The 16647-nt window shown below is 64.4% G+C and carries 19 protein-coding genes; 12 read left to right on the top strand and 7 right to left on the bottom strand.

The genetic code is table 11. From position 1 onward, the window contains the following. The first annotated feature begins 16 nt into the window (after positions 1 to 16). The 5 genes from gmk to priA all read left to right on the top strand — a co-directional run bounded on the left by gmk (position 17) and on the right by priA (position 5871). Complete coding sequence (gene gmk / locus VFA60_07770; protein ID HZQ91671.1) at positions 17 to 709, top strand: guanylate kinase; 693 nt, start codon at positions 17 to 19, stop codon at positions 707 to 709. A gap of 17 nt (positions 710 to 726) precedes the next feature. Then, complete coding sequence (rpoZ, locus tag VFA60_07765) at positions 727 to 960, top strand: DNA-directed RNA polymerase subunit omega (protein ID HZQ91670.1); 234 nt, start codon at positions 727 to 729, stop codon at positions 958 to 960. Between the two features lie 138 nt (positions 961 to 1098). Beyond that, positions 1099 to 2310, top strand: a complete 1212-nt coding sequence (gene coaBC, locus VFA60_07760) for a bifunctional phosphopantothenoylcysteine decarboxylase/phosphopantothenate--cysteine ligase CoaBC (protein ID HZQ91669.1) — start codon at positions 1099 to 1101, stop codon at positions 2308 to 2310. Positions 2311 to 2440: 130 nt separating this feature from the next. Beyond that, complete coding sequence (locus VFA60_07755) at positions 2441 to 3223, top strand: uracil-DNA glycosylase (protein HZQ91668.1); 783 nt, start codon at positions 2441 to 2443, stop codon at positions 3221 to 3223. Positions 3224 to 3447: 224 nt separating this feature from the next. Further along, a complete protein-coding gene (gene priA, locus VFA60_07750) occupies positions 3448 to 5871 on the top strand; it encodes a primosomal protein N' (protein HZQ91667.1) in 2424 nt (807 codons plus the stop codon). 99 nt (positions 5872 to 5970) lie between these two features. On the opposite strand, the gene VFA60_07745 is transcribed toward priA, so the two are convergent. The 4 genes from VFA60_07745 to VFA60_07730 all read right to left on the bottom strand — a co-directional run bounded on the left by VFA60_07745 (position 5971) and on the right by VFA60_07730 (position 9742). Beyond that, positions 5971 to 7101, bottom strand: coding sequence for a beta-propeller fold lactonase family protein (locus VFA60_07745; protein HZQ91666.1), 1131 nt, complete (start codon positions 7099 to 7101; stop codon positions 5971 to 5973). Between the two features lie 179 nt (positions 7102 to 7280). After that, positions 7281 to 8306, bottom strand: a complete 1026-nt coding sequence (locus tag VFA60_07740) for a hypothetical protein (GenBank protein HZQ91665.1) — start codon at positions 8304 to 8306, stop codon at positions 7281 to 7283. A gap of 78 nt (positions 8307 to 8384) precedes the next feature. After that, a complete protein-coding gene (locus VFA60_07735; GenBank protein HZQ91664.1) occupies positions 8385 to 9383 on the bottom strand; it encodes a site-2 protease family protein in 999 nt (332 codons plus the stop codon). An 89-nt stretch (positions 9384 to 9472) separates the two neighbouring features. Continuing rightward, a complete protein-coding gene (locus VFA60_07730) occupies positions 9473 to 9742 on the bottom strand; it encodes an HU family DNA-binding protein (GenBank protein HZQ91663.1) in 270 nt (89 codons plus the stop codon). 382 nt (positions 9743 to 10124) lie between these two features. Between VFA60_07730 and dcd the strand changes: the two genes are divergently transcribed. Next, positions 10125 to 10679 (top strand): dCTP deaminase, encoded by a 555-nt coding sequence (gene dcd, locus VFA60_07725; GenBank protein HZQ91662.1) that lies wholly within the window; start codon positions 10125 to 10127, stop codon positions 10677 to 10679. 298 nt (positions 10680 to 10977) lie between these two features. Further along, on the top strand, positions 10978 to 11364 hold the full coding sequence (locus VFA60_07720; protein HZQ91661.1) for an RNA chaperone Hfq: 387 nt from the start codon (positions 10978 to 10980) through the stop codon (positions 11362 to 11364). A gap of 263 nt (positions 11365 to 11627) precedes the next feature. On the opposite strand, the gene VFA60_07715 is transcribed toward VFA60_07720, so the two are convergent. From VFA60_07715 to VFA60_07705, 3 genes are all read right to left on the bottom strand, one after another. Further along, positions 11628 to 11933: a Rieske (2Fe-2S) protein gene (locus tag VFA60_07715; GenBank protein ID HZQ91660.1), complete on the bottom strand. Its 306-nt coding sequence runs from the start codon at positions 11931 to 11933 to the stop codon at positions 11628 to 11630. Between the two features lie 135 nt (positions 11934 to 12068). After that, positions 12069 to 12674 carry a hypothetical protein gene (locus VFA60_07710; protein HZQ91659.1) on the bottom strand — a complete coding sequence of 202 codons (606 nt, stop codon included), beginning with the start codon at positions 12672 to 12674 and terminating at the stop codon, positions 12069 to 12071. Positions 12675 to 12934: 260 nt separating this feature from the next. Continuing rightward, the gene (locus VFA60_07705) at positions 12935 to 13495 is read right to left on the bottom strand and encodes an NADH-quinone oxidoreductase subunit B family protein (protein ID HZQ91658.1); all 561 of its coding nucleotides are present in this window, start codon (positions 13493 to 13495) and stop codon (positions 12935 to 12937) included. Between the two features lie 353 nt (positions 13496 to 13848). Here VFA60_07705 and VFA60_07700 point away from each other — a divergent pair, with 353 nt between their 5' ends. From VFA60_07700 to VFA60_07680, 5 genes are all read left to right on the top strand, one after another. Continuing rightward, positions 13849 to 14112, top strand: coding sequence for a hypothetical protein (locus tag VFA60_07700; protein HZQ91657.1), 264 nt, complete (start codon positions 13849 to 13851; stop codon positions 14110 to 14112). Next, positions 14051 to 14581 carry a hypothetical protein gene (locus VFA60_07695; GenBank protein ID HZQ91656.1) on the top strand — a complete coding sequence of 177 codons (531 nt, stop codon included), beginning with the start codon at positions 14051 to 14053 and terminating at the stop codon, positions 14579 to 14581. Before VFA60_07700 ends, VFA60_07695 begins: the two co-directional genes overlap by 62 nt. Before the next feature lie 2 nt (positions 14582 to 14583). Further along, positions 14584 to 14940, top strand: a complete 357-nt coding sequence (locus VFA60_07690; GenBank protein ID HZQ91655.1) for a hypothetical protein — start codon at positions 14584 to 14586, stop codon at positions 14938 to 14940. Positions 14941 to 15180: 240 nt separating this feature from the next. After that, positions 15181 to 15381: a cold-shock protein gene (locus VFA60_07685; protein HZQ91654.1), complete on the top strand. Its 201-nt coding sequence runs from the start codon at positions 15181 to 15183 to the stop codon at positions 15379 to 15381. Positions 15382 to 15564: 183 nt separating this feature from the next. Beyond that, positions 15565 to 16449, top strand: a complete 885-nt coding sequence (locus tag VFA60_07680) for a hypothetical protein (GenBank protein ID HZQ91653.1) — start codon at positions 15565 to 15567, stop codon at positions 16447 to 16449. The last annotated feature ends 198 nt before the right edge of the window (positions 16450 to 16647 follow it).

Genomic DNA, 16647 nt, shown 5'->3' with positions numbered 1-16647 from the left:
AATTCGGCAATCGAGCATGACCGATCTCTTCATCATCTCGGCGCCCTCCGGCTCGGGCAAATCCACGCTGGTGAACGAGCTGCGCAAGAGCGTCCCCAACCTGGACTTTTCCATTTCCTACACCACGCGGCCGCCGCGCGGCAGCGAGCGCGACGGGCACGAGTACTTCTTCGTCACACGCGAGAAATTCGAAGACATGGTCCGGCGCGACCAGTTCCTGGAGCACGCCGAGGTGTTTGGCCACTACTACGGCACGGCGCGCCGGTTCCTGGAACAGGCGCAGGCGAGCGGACACGACCTGCTGCTCGACATCGACGTGCAGGGCGCTGCACAGGTGAAGCAGAAGTTTCCCGATGCGGTGAGCATCTTCGTGCTGCCGCCGTCGCGTGCCGAATTGGAACGCCGGCTGCGCAAGCGCAGCCAGGCCGAACACGTTGCCGACAACGGCGTGATCGAGCGGCGGCTGCGCACGGCGACGAAAGAGATTGAGAATTACTCGAAATACGACTATATTCTCGTCAACGATCGCCTGGAACAATCCACCGACCTGCTGGAAGCCATAGTGTTGTCTGAACGCCTGCAACGCTCCGGCAAACCGCTCACCCCCGAGCAGCAGAGCATGGTGGAAACAGCCCGCCGCCTGCTGCTGCCGAACGCGCAGCCCCAGATTCGGGCCATCCTGGCATCGTTCCGGCCCCAGGAACCCTGAAGTTGACGAGGAAGAACATGAAGTTGATGGATGGATTCGACAGCAACTACCGCTACATCCTGGTGGCGGCACGTCGCGCGCGCCAGATCCAGTCGGGCGCACGGCCCATGGTTGAAATTTCGTCGCGCAAGCCTTGCCGCATCGCGCGCGAAGAGATCAAGGCCGGCAAAGTGAAGTGGACGCTGGAGCCGGCCAAGCGCCCGGTCGAAGTGGTGAGCGAAATGCTCGACCGCGCCATGTCGCAGAGCTAGCAGTACCTAGTCCTTCCTCTCTCGTATTCCTGCTACTTACGTTGGCGTCGTGGTGTGCCCGGGCGCCGATGAATCAGTCGCCGGCGTCGGATCATCCTGTAAATTGGGATTGCTGCTTCTGAAAGGTACAATCACTGCATGAAGGTCGGGCTCGGCGTCAGCGGCGGCATAGCGGCCTACAAAGCGGCGGAAATTCTGCGCCTTTTGCAGGACCGCGGCGTGCGCGTGCAGGTGATCATGACGCGCGGCGCGCAGGAGTTCGTGCGCCCGCTGACGTTTGCCGCGCTCTCGGGCGAGAAGGTGATCACCGACCTGTTCCCTGCTCCGGGCCGCGACCCGGACACCGACGCCGCGGTGGAGCACATCGCCATCGCGCAGTCGCTCGACGCGCTGCTGGTGGCGCCCGCGACAGCCGACGTTCTGGCGAAATTCGCGCACGGACTGGCCGACGATTTCCTGACGACAGTTTTTCTCGCCGCAACCGCTCCGGTCGTGGTAGCGCCGGCGATGAACATCAACATGTGGCAGAACCCGGCGACGCGCGCCAACATCGCGCTGCTGGAAAAGCGCGGCGTTCGCGTGGTGGAGCCGGGTTCGGGTTACCAGGCCTGCGGGATGATCGGGCCGGGACGGCTGGCCGGCAACGAAGCGATTGTCGGCGCGGTGATGGAAGCGCTCGGCGCCAGACAAGATTTGAAGGGCGAGACTGTGCTGATCACCGCCGGGCCGACGCGCGAGCCGATTGACCCGGTGCGCTACATCGGCAATCGCTCCAGCGGCAGGATGGGATACGCGCTGGCCGAAGCTGCCCTGCGCCGCGGCGCGCGCGTGATTGTCGTCTCCGGGCCGGTGGCGATTGCGCCGCCCAGCGGCGCTGAGATTGTGAATGTAGAAACAACCGAGCAAATGCGCCGCGCCGTGCTCGATCGCATTCCGGAAGCGACTATCGTCATCAAGGCCGCTGCGGTGGCCGACTACCGGCCGCGCGCCGTCTCCGGACACAAGCTGAAGCGCAGCAGCGCGGAGCTGAACATTGAGCTGGAACCGACGGAAGACATCCTGGCCGAAGCCGCGGCGCAGGCCGGCTCGCGGCTGCTGATCGGCTTCGCCGCCGAAACCGAAAACGTAATCGAGAACGCGCGCAAGAAGCTCGCCTCGAAGAAAATTGACGCGGTTGTGGTGAATGACGTTTCGCGCAAGGACATTGGCTTCGACTCCGAGCGCAACGCGGTCACCATCATCACAGCCGAGGGGACAACCGAGGTCCCCGAAAACACCAAGTTTGAGGTCGCGCAGCGCGTACTCGACGCGGTGGTGAGGCTCAAGACGAAGCAGCCAGCCACGAGGTAGCGGCAATTAGCATTTAGCAATTAGCATTTAGCAATTAGCATTTGGCCGTGCGGGTTTGTGCTCGCGCGCTCGAAGAGTGGAGGGGCAAAATGCCAATCGCTAAGTGCCAAAGGCCCTCGCATCCAACTTCATGGACTCTGATCTGAAATCCGCTATCGCCGCCCGCGTGCGCTTCTACCGCGACCTTGGCATCTACGAACTGTATCGCCGGGAAGTTGCGCGTCCGGAATCAGTGCCGGCGGGCGAGGCGCCCGCCGCTACAAGCGTGAGCCGCCCGGTAGTCGACGACGCACGGCCGACGGCCGACGGCGTGCTCCAACTCATCCGCGACGACATCGGCACTGACTGCCGGCGCTGCCGCCTGCACGCGCGGCGCACCAACATCGTGTTCGGCGTGGGAAATCCGCATGCCGAATTGATGTTCGTGGGCGAAGGCCCGGGCGCCGACGAAGATGCGCAAGGCGAGCCGTTCGTGGGCCGCGCCGGGCAACTGCTGAACAACATGATCGGCGCCATGGGGCTGAAGCGCTCGGACGTCTACATCGCCAACGTGGTCAAGTGCCGGCCTCCGGGGAACCGCACGCCGGAGCGCGACGAGTGCGACACCTGCGGGCCGTTCCTGATGCGGCAGATCGCGGCGATCCGGCCCAAGGTGATTGTGGCGCTCGGCGCGACCGCGGCGAAGTATCTGCTGGGCCTGAATGACTCGATGAGCAACCTGCGCGGACGCTTCTACGAGATCACGCCGCCACTTCACTCTTCCGATCAGGGTCCGCCGCCCGAGCCGGTGAAGCTCGCCGTCACATATCACCCGGCGTACCTGCTGCGCGATCCACGGCAGAAGGCGGAGACGTGGAAGGACTTGCAAATGGTCATGCGCGAGCTGGGGCTGAAGGCGCCGGCGAAGGGCTGACGGCTAACGCCGTTTTTCCATCGTCATCCTGAGCGAAACCTGAGCGGCTGCGAAGGCGAGTCGAAGGACCCCTACCCTCGCCCGATATTCACGGGTCGGGTAGGGATGCTTCGACTCCGGCCCGTTTTGGCGGGCGTCCGCCGCTCAGCATGACTTCTCTTTTTTCTCTGTGCCTCTGTGTCTGTGGTAGGTGTTTTCTCCGCGCCCGCGTTAATCTCTGAACGATGCCCGCCTACTGCGACGTCGCCCTTCCGGTGCCGCTCGACGCGGTGTTCACGTACCGCGTGAACGGCGCCGAACCGGTCGTGGGCGGGCGCGTGCTGGTTCCCTTCCGCAGCGAGCGGCTGCCGGGCGTGGTGGTCAAGCTGCACGATGCGCCGCCGCCGGTCGCGATCAAGGACGTGCTCAACGTCCTCGACGCCGCGCCGGTGCTCGCTCCGCAGCTCATGAAGCTGGCGGCGTGGATCGCCGATTACTACCTGGCGCCAATCGGAGAAGTGTTCCGCGCCATGCTGCCGCTGAGCGCCGAGGTGAGCCGCGCTAAGCAGTATCGGATCACCGACGACGGCCTGATGGCGCTGCACGCGGGCGCAACCGGCGGCTCGTCGCGCCGGACCAGGCTCACCGCCGAGGAGCAAGACGCCGAGTACAGCGTGCTCGACCACTTGGCGGATCGCGGCCCCTCGCGCGAGCAGGCGCTGCGCTCGGCCACCGGCGCAACCCGCAAGCTGCTCGAAGGCATGATGCGCAAGCGCTGGATCGTGCGCGAAGACGTGTCGCGCGTGCGCGACGCGGCGCGCACGGTGAAGTTCGCGACGCTGGCCAGCGCCGAAGGCAAGCTGAACGACAATCAGCGGCGTCTGGTCGAGACGCTGGCCAAGGCCGGCGGACGGCTGCCGTGGGAAGAAGTGCTGCGCCTGGACGTGCCGCGCAGCTCAGCCGAAGGACTCGTCCGCCGCGGGCTGATTGCCATTGTCGAAGAGCCGGCCGGTTTCGAAGTGTCGTCGCTGAAGCGCAAGCCGCGCGTGCTGGAGCTGAACGCCGCGCAGCAGGAGGCGCTGGCGCGGACCACCAAGGCTGCCGGTTCCGGATTTTCTGTTTCGCTGCTGCACGGCGTGACCGGCTCGGGAAAAACCGCCGTGTATCTCGCAGCCATGCAGCACGTGCTTGATTCCGGACGCGGCGCGCTGCTGCTCGTCCCGGAAATCGGACTCACGCCTGCGGCCGCCGCCGAGCTGGCAGAAGCATTCGGTGACCAGGTTGCCATCCTGCACTCGGCGCTGAGCGACGACGAGCGTGCCGAACAGTGGCGGCGGCTGCGCGCGGGCGACGCGCGCATCGCCGTCGGGACGCGTTCGGCCGTGTTCGCGCCGGTGCGCGACCTGGCGCTGATCGTGGTGGATGAGGAGCACGATTCGTCCTACAAGCAGGAGGAAACGCCGCGCTACCACGCGCGCGACGTGGCCATCATGCGCGGCAAGCTGGGCGGAGCGGCGGTTGTGCTCGGCTCGGCGACGCCGGCGATGGAATCGTTCCACAACGCGCGCGAAAGCAAGTACGCGCTCATCCAGTTGCGCCAGCGGGTGGAACAGCGTCCGCTGCCGGAAGTCGAGATCGTGGACATGCGCGCGGCGTTCCGCGAAGCGGGCAGCGAGCAGGTGGTCTCGCAGCGCCTGCACGCCGAGATCGCCGCGCGCCTGGAGCGCAACGAGCAGACGCTGGTGCTGCTCAATCGCCGCGGTTACGCGCCGGTGGTGCTGTGCCGCGCCTGCGGCGAGACGGTGCAATGTAAGAATTGCGCGATTTCAATGACGCACCACCTGCGCAAGATGCGCCTCGAGTGCCACTACTGCGGCTTTACCCGCGGCGTGCCGCAAACGTGCCCCAGGTGCGGCAGCGAGTACGTGCAATTTCTCGGCGCCGGCTCGGAGCGCCTGGAAGAGCTGCTGCACGGGCTGTTCCCGCAGGCCCGCATCGCGCGGCTCGACCGCGACACGGTGCGCGGGCGCAACGACTTCGAGCGCGTGCTCAACCGTATGCATGCCGGAGAAATTGACATCCTCGTGGGCACGCAGATGATCGCCAAGGGGCACGACGTGCACGGCGTCACGCTGGTCGGCATTCTCGGCGCCGACCACGCGCTGGGCTTTCCCGACTTCCGCGCCGCAGAACGCACTTTCCAACTGCTCACGCAGGTCGCCGGCCGCGCCGGACGCGGGACCACGCCGGGCAAGGTCATCCTGCAGACTTACTTTCCCGATCACTACGCCATCCAGTACGCGGCGCAGCACGACTACCCGGGATTTTTCGAGAAGGAAATCCGTTTTCGGCGCTGGATGCACTATCCGCCGTTCACGTCGGTTGCGAACGTGCTGGTACGCAGCGGCAAGCTCGACGAAGCGCTGACGATCACGGGCGCTGTGGGCAAATGGTTCGAGGCGCGACGTCTGCCGAAAGTGCGCGTGCTCGGGCCGGCGCCGGCGCCGATCGTGCGCCTGAAGCGCGACTACCGCTATCACTTCCTGGTGAAGTCGGAGAGCCGGCAGGCGCTGAACGCGGCCCTGCGGTCGCTGGTCGCCTTCGCGGCCGAGAAAAAGATCTCCCGCGGCAACCTGGTCGTGGACGTGGACGCGCAGTCGCTGCTCTGACTGCCGTTTTCCGTTTTCACGTTTCTTGTTTTTCGCCGCAGGGCCGTCGCGCCGGCGTGAGCGGCGCGGCCAACTTGAGAAACACACGCTTCCACGCGCTTACTGCGTCCCCGCCACCACCACACCGATGGGATTGGCGCCTGTGGTTGCCGGCGCAACCGTCGCGGCCGTCATCGCGCCGTTGGCGGCGACGTTTGCCGTCTGGACCTGCGCCACGTTACTAAGCGTGACGTAAGCGAATGAACCGGACGCGTCGAGCGCGATGCCGTGCGGAGCGCCGCTCGTGACCAGCGTGGTGTTCACCTGGCTGAGGGCGCCGGTGATGGCGTCAATGTTGAATTGGGCGACCGTGTTCAGCTCCTGACAGGTCGCGAACAGGAACCTGGAATCCTTGTCCACCGCCAGCTCGGCGCTGCGGCAGCTCGTGGGCAGCACGATGGGAATTGCAATCGGCGTGAGCGCGCCCGTCGTCGCGCTGATGCTGAACGCGGAAATATCGTGCGAGCCGATATTGAAAACGTAAAGGAAGCGGCTTGAGGGATCGATTACGAGTGCGAGGGGAAAATTGCCGGCGGCAAAGGGTGCGCCGATCGAAACCGGCAGGCCGGCGTTGTTGAAGGTGTATCCGGAGACGCTGTTCGCCGGGCCATTCGTCACGTACAGGAATTTCCCGTTCGCGGTGACCTTGAGCTGTTCCGGGAGCGCGTTGAAACCGGTCACTGCTACCGGCGTCCCCTGCACCGGCGTGAGCGCGCCGGTCAGTGGGCTGATGTTGAATGCCGAGACGCTGCTCTGGTTTGCGGTGTAGAGGTGCGTTCCAGCGGGATCGATGGCAATGCCGAACGGCTGCGTGTCACCCTGGGTGACGAACGCGGGCGGGTCCAGCGGCGTGAGCGCTCCGGTGATGCCGTTGATGCTGTAGCCGGAGACCGTGTTGCCGCCGGTATTCGCGACATAAAGAAAGCTGGAAGACGGCGTGACCGCGGCGTAGCTGGGCGTGCGGTTGGCCTCGGCGGGAACATCGGGCCCCACCGGCGCCAGCGAGCCGTTCACCGGATTCACCGAGAATCCCGAGACGCTCGACGAGACCGTGTTCACCACGTAGACGAACCGCGAGTGTTGCGGACCGCCGCCGGTATTGCCTCCCCCAACGTGAACAGCGCCACTACAGCCGGCGAGCAACAGCGCAATCGGCAAAACGAGGCCCAACAGCACACACTTCTTCCGCATGATCGCAGCTCCTCATCGTTCGGGATCGTTCGGGAGTGGGTCGCGGCCACGCGTCCCCACGGGAAGAACGTTCGAGCAACTGGTTTGGAGCTTGGATGTTCGTTGAGCTGCTTTGATTCAGGAAAGCGAAAAAGACTTGCTCGTGCGTCCAGCAAACAGCACTCACAGTCCGAAGGCGTTCAATTGGGCTTTCCGTTGAGTTGGGGGATCTTGTCGAGCGCCGCCGTCTCCACGTCACCCAATCCCAACTGCTCCCGCAGGAACTGCGCCCGGTCCCGTCGCGCGGCGGCGTCGAGGGCGTGTCCGGCGTCGTACAAGGCGAGCTTCTTGGGATCGCCGAACATCTGGAAGTAGTGGCGGGCGAGGGGTTCCGGGATAGGCGGGTCCTGTTTGCCGAACTGCAGGAACACGAAGGCCGGGCTGGAGTGGCCAACGTAGTAGACCGGATCGTCCCACCGATATTTGTGCAGGAACTCGCGGACCTTTTCGTCGCCGTAGCGGTCGCGCAGGGTCTGCATTTTCTGGCCGGCGTCGGGGCGGAAGACATACTCTTCGTCGGCGAAGCCGCCGGCCATGAGCACCGCCGCCTTCACGCGGCGGTCGAGCGGCAGCAGAATGGCGCCCACGTGCGCGCCGAAGCTGTGCCCGACGAAGGCGATACGCCTGGCGTCGACGTTGTAGCGCGCGGTGAGCACGTCGATGCCGCGGCGGAAGTCGAGCACCTCCTGCTGCGAGGCGTAGATGCCCTGCGTGCTCATCGGGTCGTCGTCTTCCTTCACATGGGGACGCACCAGCGGCGCGTCGAGCAGCAGCGAGGCGGCGCCGGCGCGCGCCATCACCAGCGCTTCCTCCAGGAACTCGTTGCGATTGCGCAGCGGCGAGCCGGCCATCATCCAGTGAGCCCACAGGATGGCCGGAAATGGACCTTTGCCGCGCGGGATGACGACGTAGGCGGGCACGCGTCCGCCGCGCGGACTGGCGTAGGTGATGTCATAGAGCATCACGCCATCGCGACGCTCGGCCGAGACCTGCTTCACGTCGGCCGGCTCTTCAGGATCGTAGGCGAAGTTCGAGGCGAGCTCGGCGACATCTGCGCTATCGGTGTGGGAGCCGGTGGAAGACGGGGCCGACGCGGCCGGGGGTACGGGAATCTGGGCATGCAGCGCGGCAACGCACGCGAGCAGCAGAATTGCATGGTGGAACAAGTTCACAGTTTACAGTTTACAGTTCAACCAAGCCCGCTTTCACTCCGGACTGTGGACTGTAAACCGTGAACTGAACTCCTACAGACCCGCGATCGGCTGGGGCATGAAGGTGAGCGCCAGCATCACGAGCGCAAGCGCGGCCAACAGCCAGCGCGCTCGTCCCAGCTTCGGCCAGGGATCATCTTCATCGCCGAACAGAAAGCGCGGAGAGGCGGGCCCGATGCGCGGATGCCGCATGCCGCTGGCGGTGAGCAGCACGGCCCACACCAGCCATCCCGCCCACAGCGACTTGCCCATGGGCAGCAGAATTCCGACGGTGAGCCAGGAAATGTAGCGGTGGGCGCGCGGCCAGAGCGAGTAGACGATGTGTCCGCCGTCGAGCTGTCCGCCGGGGAGCAGGTTGAGCGCGGTGGCGAACATGCCGACCCAGGCGGCGCGCGCCATGGGATGCAGGTTGAACTGCGCCAGCGGCACAGCTGCCCCGGCGCCACCCAGCAGCCGATGCGCCATCGCAAAGATGAGCGGGAACCCGAACTGCACGTCGCTGTCTCCCATGCCCGGCGCCGGACGCGAGATGGCCAGGGAAAGGAACAGAATGGGCAGCGCGACAACGAATCCGGCGATCGGCCCGGCAATGCCGATGTCGAACAACGCGCGACGCGAGCGGATCGGTCCCTTGATCCGGATAAAGGCGCCCAGCGTGCCGATGAGCGTGGGCGCGGGGATGAAGAATGGCAGCGTGGCCGCCACCCGATAGCGCAGGCAGGAAACGTAGTGTCCCATCTCGTGCGCCAGCAGGATGAGCAGCAGCGACGCCGAGAACGGCACGCCCATCAGCAGCCGGCCGGGACTGCGCAGCGCCCACAAGAAAGGAAACAGGTCTTCGTCACTCGCGTAGGCCGGCAGATTGAGCAGGAAGTTGTGCTCCAGGCGCGCTCCCACGGTCAGCGTGGTCAGGACCGTCAGCCCGAGCAGCAGCCCATGCAACCAGTACCGCGGCCTGGGCCGTGATACCACCACCATCTCGGGATATTGCTGGATTTCGTAAACCGGGAAACGCGGCGTGGGGTCCGACATGAAATTGCCGAATTGCAGAAGTGCCGAATTGCCGAATTGGATGCGGGCACGCGCCGATTCGGCAATTCCGCAGTTCGGCAGTTCGGCAACTAATCGATGGACTGTAACTCCTTGCCCGGCTTGAAGCGCACGGCCTTGCCGGGAGGAATGCTGACTTCGGCGCCCGTGCGCGGGTTGCGCCCGATGCCGGTCTTGCGCGGCCGCACGTTGAAGACGCCAAAGCCGCGCAGTTCAATGCGATCGCCGTGCGCCAGCGCCTTCTTCATGCTCTCAAAGACGGTTTCAACGGCCTGCTCCGCCTTCGTCTTGGTGATGCCGGTCTTGCCGACAACTTCGTTGATGATGTCGAGCTTGATCACGCAGCCTCTCCCAATCCGGCCCCGAGCGCAGGCCCGGGTTGCCGCTAAGTCATTGTCGCACAAACGTCAACGGGTCGAAGGCGGGATGGTAGAGGAGGGCGAGAGGAAAAGTCAACGACAACACACTTCGCGCCGCGGCGCACTCAGTCACTAGCAGTCGGCATTTCCCCTGAGCAGCCCGGCAGGGAGTTGCACGGCCAAATGGCAAGCGCTAAATGCTCACGGCCGTGTTTTCCACAACCGACGGCTTCCCTCTCGCGATCCGCGCCCGTAAGATGCAGGTCAACCACCCACACCGAGTCGCCCTTCGCGAGGAAGACGGTTGAGCGCCCCTCAATTCGGCAATTCCGCAGCCCGGCAATTCGGCACTGACAGGAGACCCATGTCCATCAAGAGCGACCGCTGGATCCGCCAGATGGCGTTGCAGCACGACATGATCAACCCGTTCTCGGAGAAGCAGGTGCGCGAGGGCGTGATCTCCTACGGCCTCTCGTCCTATGGCTACGACCTGCGCGTGGCCGACGAGTTCAAGATCTTCACCAACGTGAACTCCACCGTGGTGGATCCCAAAAAGTTCGACGAACGCTCCTTCGTCACCATTCAGAGCGACATCGCCACCGTTCCTCCCAACTCGTTCGCGCTGGCGCGCTCGGTGGAGTACTTCAAGATTCCGCGCGACGTGCTCACCGTTTGCGTGGGCAAGAGCACGTACGCGCGCTGCGGCATCATCGTGAACGTCACGCCCTTCGAGCCGGAGTGGGAGGGCTTTGTGACGCTGGAGATCTCGAACACCACGCCGCTGCCGGCGCGTATCTACGCCAACGAAGGACTGTGCCAGATCCTGTTCTTCCAGTCCGACGAGCCGTGCGAGACCAGCTACGCCGACCGCAAAGGCAAGTACCAGGCGCAAAAAGGGATTGTGCTGCCGAAACTCTAGTTGCCGGTTGCCGGTTGCCGGAAAAGGGCAATCAGCCCATGGTATTGGCATTTGGCCGGGCAGGTCCTTGATGCACCGTTCCGTGGCCGAATGCCAAGTGCTAAGTGCCAAATGCCTTCTGGCAACTGACCACTGGCAACTGACAACTGCTTCCGTCTGTGGTACGGTAAAGAACAAGCCGAGCCAATCACTGCAACTTCAGGACGGAACACCCGGTCCTGTTTCCGGCAAAAGCGAAAGCGGAGCAGCAGGCTGCCGTGTTCGCGGCTTGGTCGCCGCCGTTGGGAGTGAATGAGGGATGAAGGAATCCGTTGACGCCGCCGCGGTCGGCCGGGCAACCGAGCCCGAAACGTTTGCCAACCGCAAGCTGATCCGTCCGTCGCTGACGCGCGAACATGCCGCGCCCGCTGAGCGCCGGGAGCGGCCCGAGCGGGCTGAACGTGGCGAGCGTCCCGCCGGCCCCAAAAAGTCCCCGCCTCCCGACCAGACCCACGCTGAGAACTTCTACTACCAGAAGCAGATGCAGGCCAAGACGCCGATGACCATCGTGCTGAAAGACGGCGAGCAGATCCACGGCGTCATCGAGTGGTACGACCGCGCCTGCATCAAGGTGAACCGTACCGGCGGCCAGCCCAACCTGCTCATCTACAAGGCCTGCATCAAGTACATGTATAAGGACGAGTAACCAGTTTTCAGTTCCCGGTTCTCCGGCCTCAGGAAAAGCGCTTTCCGCTTTCTGCCCTCTCCGCCCTTCGCTTTCCGCTCTCCGCCGCTTTCCGATGTCGGCTCACGGCTTTCCTCCGAATGCGGCCTGGTAGTCCACCGGCGAAGGCCGTCGCCGGGGGCAAGGAGAACATCGCGGCGCTTCAGCGCCCGGAACAGCAAGCCAGACAAAAACCCCGTCCCGTCGGGACGCGGGCGCTGACAACCGGCAACGGACAACTGCTTTCAAACCTCCACGAATACGTCGTCGCCTTCGACCTTGAGCGGATAAATCGCCACGCGAATCTGCGGCGCGTGGGCCGCCTCGCCGGTCTGCGGGTCCCAGGCCCAGCCGTGCCACGGACAGATCACCTTGCCGCCCGTCACCACGCCCTGGCCCAGCGGCCCGCCGCGATGCAGGCACACGTTGTCCATCGCCGAGAGCCTTCCTTCGACATTGGCGACGCAGACCACCTTTTCGCCTACGGTGAACTCGCGCGCCATCCCGTCAGGCGGCATGTCGGACCTGCTGCCGATGCGCACCAGGGCCATACGGGCAATTGTAGCTGCTGGTATTCGCGCGGATTGGGCTGGAATTGCGGAAGTGCCGAACTGCCGAAATTGCGGAACTGGAAGACCCATTTGGCGGCCAAATTCGGCGAAACCGCACTTCAGCAATTGGAGCGGCTACATATCGGCGAACCGGCGCACGCCAGCCAGGGCGCGGTTGCGCTCGCGGTCGGACTGGATGTTGTCGGCGGCCTGCAGGTAGGCCATGCGGGTGATGCCTTCGATGGAGTAGCGTCCGCGAACAGAAATCAGCACGCGCGCCAGGTCGTAGTCGGAGTGAAGGCTGCTTGCCGAGCGCAGCAGGCTGATCAGGCGCGGCTCGCTCAGTTCCACTGCGCCGAGCACAGCCAGATACGTGCGGGCGCGGTCGGAATCGGAGCGCATGGCGGCGCTTGCGTCCAGGTAGGCTTCCACCATGCGGTCGTCGAGCATGCGCGTGCGGGCAATCCCCACCAGCACGCTGGCGCGGTCGTAGTCGGACTTGAATTCCTCGGTCGCCGTAAGGGCCTCGCGGACGGCGGCGGGGGAAACGTCTCGCCGGCGCAGCGATGCGGTGAGGGCGCGCGCCCGGGCGCGGTCAGACTTCATCTGCGCGGCGCTGTCCTTGCACGGCGGCGTGCCCTCCGATGAGGCGGGCAAAACGCTGCCGAAAGCAACGCACGCAACGGCGAGGGCGGCCACAAATCTCGAGGAGCCTATCGGACGAAGTGAGCGCGGGTTCATGCTCGTCCTCCTTTGCAGACCGCTGCTGATCCAACTACGGCGAAAATGCGCCCGAGGTTCCCGCAACGGGTATGCCAACCGCATTTAAGCTATGTCGCTGGAAATAAACAACTGGATTGGGACGGGCCGCACCAGCTTGGGTCCAGCCGTGTTCGCTGGCGGATCGAGGTGTCCGGAAACGGACAGGCAAGGGCTGCTGGCTCCTGGCTGCTGGCTAAAACCCACCACAGAGACCCGGAGGATTCGCCCGCAGCCAGCAGCTATTTCGGCTGCAGCGTCTGCGCGATCATGACCTGCTTCTTGAACTGCTCGGCCATGTCTTCGGTCAGGCGGACTTCGGTGGGCTTTTTGGCCAGCGACATCTGATCAATCTTGTCCTGCAGCTTGAGCAGCGCGTAGAACAGGTTCTCCGGACGCGGCGGGCAGCCGATCACGTAAACGTCCGTCGGCACGATGCGGTCCACGCCCTGCAGCACGGCGTAGGTGTTGAACGGCCCGCCAACCGACGAGCACGCGCCCATGGAGATGACCCACTTGGGGTCGGGCATCTGGTCGTAGATGCGCTTCACGATGGGCGCCATCTTCAGCGTGACCGTGCCGGCCACGATCATCAGGTCGCTCTGCCGCGGGCTGGGGCGGAAAACCTCCGACCCGAAGCGCGCGATGTCAAAACGCGCCGTGGACGAGGCGATCATCTCGATGGCGCAGCAGGCCAGGCCAAACGTCATGGGCCAGATGGCGGACTTGCGCGCCCAGTTGAACACGTAGTCCACCGAGGTGATCAGGAAGTTCTTCTCGAACTTGTTCTGTAACCAGGACATTGCGCCTCGAGGCGGCACACAGCCGCAACCAGAAGGACAGTCTAGGGAATCGGCACAGGGCGCGTCAATTCACGAAACAAGAACCGCCAGCTCACGTCGTGCGACAGTGTGGCCCGCGTGAAACGAGCCTTGCACCACAATCCACGAGAAGCGAAAGAATCGAAAACAGTCCGTCGCGAGGCCGAAGTTCAGCGTATAGTAACCATAGTCTCCTTTCGCAACTTCCCGCGCCGTGCACTTCTCGACGCCCGGCTTCTTGCGCGATCAGACCGATCCAAGTTCAACGTCAGTGTGCGCGGCCGACGGCGGGCCCAACTCCGCATGTGCCGCAAGACCGGCAGGAAAGGACCTACGTGTCTCCATCGCATCCCAGTGCTCTCAAACGCCGCAAAGAGCTGGCCCGCCAGGAGCGCCAGCGCGAGAAGGCCCGCCGCAAGCAGGAACGCCGCGAAAACCGGCTGGCGGGACGCGCCGGCGACGACGACAGCAATCCGAACCCAACCAGCCTGTCGCAGCCGGAAGAGCTGCGCGGAAGGAGCAACGATGGACTCGACCATGACGGCCAGCCAGCTACTACCCCCGATCCCGTGGAAAAAGGCGGCAGTACTACTGGTTGACGGCAACTCCCAGCGCCAATCTGGCCGCGCGGCAGGCATGCGGCGCTGCGGCCTGGTGGTGGATTGCGCCCGTGATGGCGTGTCTGCCTATGCCCTCTGGCAGCCGAAGATGTACCAGCTCATCCTGATTGACATGCTCGGGGCCGACGATCTGGTCACCGCATTCTATCGCTACGTGCAGGAGCAATCGCCGGGCCAGCGGATTGGCTTTTATCGCGCTACGCGCCCTTTCATCGTGCGCAAGCACGAGCCGCAGCCGGAGGAGCACGCACCGGTACGCGAGACGCCCGAACACCTCCAGAGTGCGCTGGCGTCTGCAGCGCGCGATCGCGCTGCCGACGGCAGCTTGCGCGAAGCGGCACAACGGATCGCGGCGCTGGGCCCTCGTTTGCGCGCGCGAGCGCGAAGCAAGAACCAAGACCTCGATGCCGCTCACATTCGGCTGGCACGCTTGTGGGAGACGAAGTGAGCATGAGCGCTGCCGCGGCGGTCACGATCCTGCTGGTTGACGGGAATCTGCGCACGCGCAACGCCAGAGCGATCGTGCTGGGCACGCACGGTTACGACGTGCAATGCGCCACCGCGGCGGAAGCGCAGCGTGAGTGCCGCAGCCGCCGGCCGGACCTGCTGCTGCTCGGACTGGGCCCGACACCCGCGTCAACCTTTGTGCTGATGGCGCAGATCCGCTCCGAACATCCCCAACTGAGAATTGCCTTGCTGATGGACGAGGACCAGCACCTATGCGCCGTGTCGTTCGAAGGAAAAACAATTCTGCCGCGCCAGGCGCCTGAGGATCTGGTGGAGCGGGTGGCCCGGCTGGTGAAGTAAAGGTCGGCCGCAGTGCCGGCCCGCTGAGGAATCGAACCGCATGTTCCCAAACCCCGCATTGTCAGTGCTCCGCCGCTGCTGCAAAGATTCACTGGCAGCGCACGGCCGAAACGTGTATGATGTACTTGCGATTGAACACACCGAGTCTGAAACGCAAGCTGCAAAAGCACTGACCTGCTGAGCAACCCTGCCTTTAGCCCGATCTGATCACCGCAAAATCCAATACAGAAACGAGAAACAATGGAACAAGGAACAGTAAAGTGGTTCAACGACGCCAAGGGTTACGGTTTCATCACGCGCCAGAGCGGCGAAGACGTTTTCGTGCACTTCTCGGCCATCCAGGCGAGCGGCTTCCGCTCCCTCCAGGAAGGCCAGACCGTGCAGTTCAGCGTGACCAAGGGACCGAAGGGCTTCCAGGCTGAGAACGTTCAGCCCGTCTAAGAAGGCAGGCGTTGAACAAGAGGGGCGACCTCCGGGTCGCCCTTGTTTTTTGCTTCGATCCTGGCCGCGGCGGTCAGCGCACCGGCACTTACCCATTGCTGCAGCGCTACATCCCCCGGTTGACCCTTCCCCTCCCCTGCCGTCTAACCGCCGGGCCCGAAAGTTGTGCTGCCGGGAGCCGCCATGAATCGCCGTTCGCTCCTGTCCCTTGCCGGGGCCATGCTGGGGGTGCTCTGCGCCATTGCTTTTTCGGCCATCGCGCTGGCCGATGACGGCGGCCAGCCGTCCTTCACCGAAGAGTTCCACCACAGCTATCCGCTTGCGGCCGGGGGCAGCTTCGCGCTGAAAAACATCTCCGGCCGCATCAAGGTGGTGGGCTGGGACAAAAACCAAGTCCAGGTGGACGCGGTGAAGCGCGCCTGGACGGAGAAGAAGCTGCAGGAGGTCACGATCGAGGTGGATGCAACCGCGGACCGCGTCGCCGTGGCGACGCGCTACCCCGACGACGACCTGACGTGGCACAACAGCGATTGCGAGAATCCTGACAGCCGCTGCCGGCAGAACCCGGCCAGCGTCACCTACACCATCAGCGTGCCGCGCACCGCGCGGCTCGACAAGATTTCAAACATCAACGGCCCGATTGACATCACCGGCGTGGCCGGCGAGGTCCGCGCTTCAGACGTGAACGGGCAGGTGACCGCAACGGGGCTGCGTGGCCCCGCCGACCTCTCCACGGTGAACGGCAGGCTGGAAGCCACGTTCGAAGCGGTCCCGAAGGAAGCCCTGAACCTGCGCTCGGTGAACGGCACAGTCGCGGTCACGCTGCCCTCCGATGCGTCGCTCGAAGTGCGCGCGCACACCCTGAACGGCAGCATCCGCAACGACTGGAACGTGCCGGTGCGCCACGGCCGCTTCGTGGGACACGATCTGCAGGCCCGCTTCGCCAATGGCGGGAGCGAACTCAAGCTGCACAATGTGAACGGCGGCATTTCGATCCGACACGCCAACGACGGCAAGCCGCTCAGCCCGGCGACGAACCTGCTGGTAGACAAGACGGCGATGTTCTAGCGGCCCTGCACCCGACCCGCGCTCAGAGCTATTGTATTCATCGTGGACTGATTTCAGACCCCAGCCCGGGTGCGCGGAGGTTGACGCATGTTGACGCTTGTATCCCCCCCCCCCAACAATGTCCTATCCTGCCATCCCAGGATCGAACTTTTCCCTATTTCGCGACGCCAAGTCGCGATAATCGAGCCTAGGAGGTCA

Source organism: Terriglobales bacterium (genome assembly GCA_035651995.1).
In the GTDB taxonomy this organism is placed as follows: Bacteria; Acidobacteriota; Terriglobia; order Terriglobales; family Acidobacteriaceae; genus DASRER01.
The sequence above is the reverse complement of the archived record's forward strand: the minus strand, read 5'-3'. Positions and strand labels throughout refer to the sequence as shown.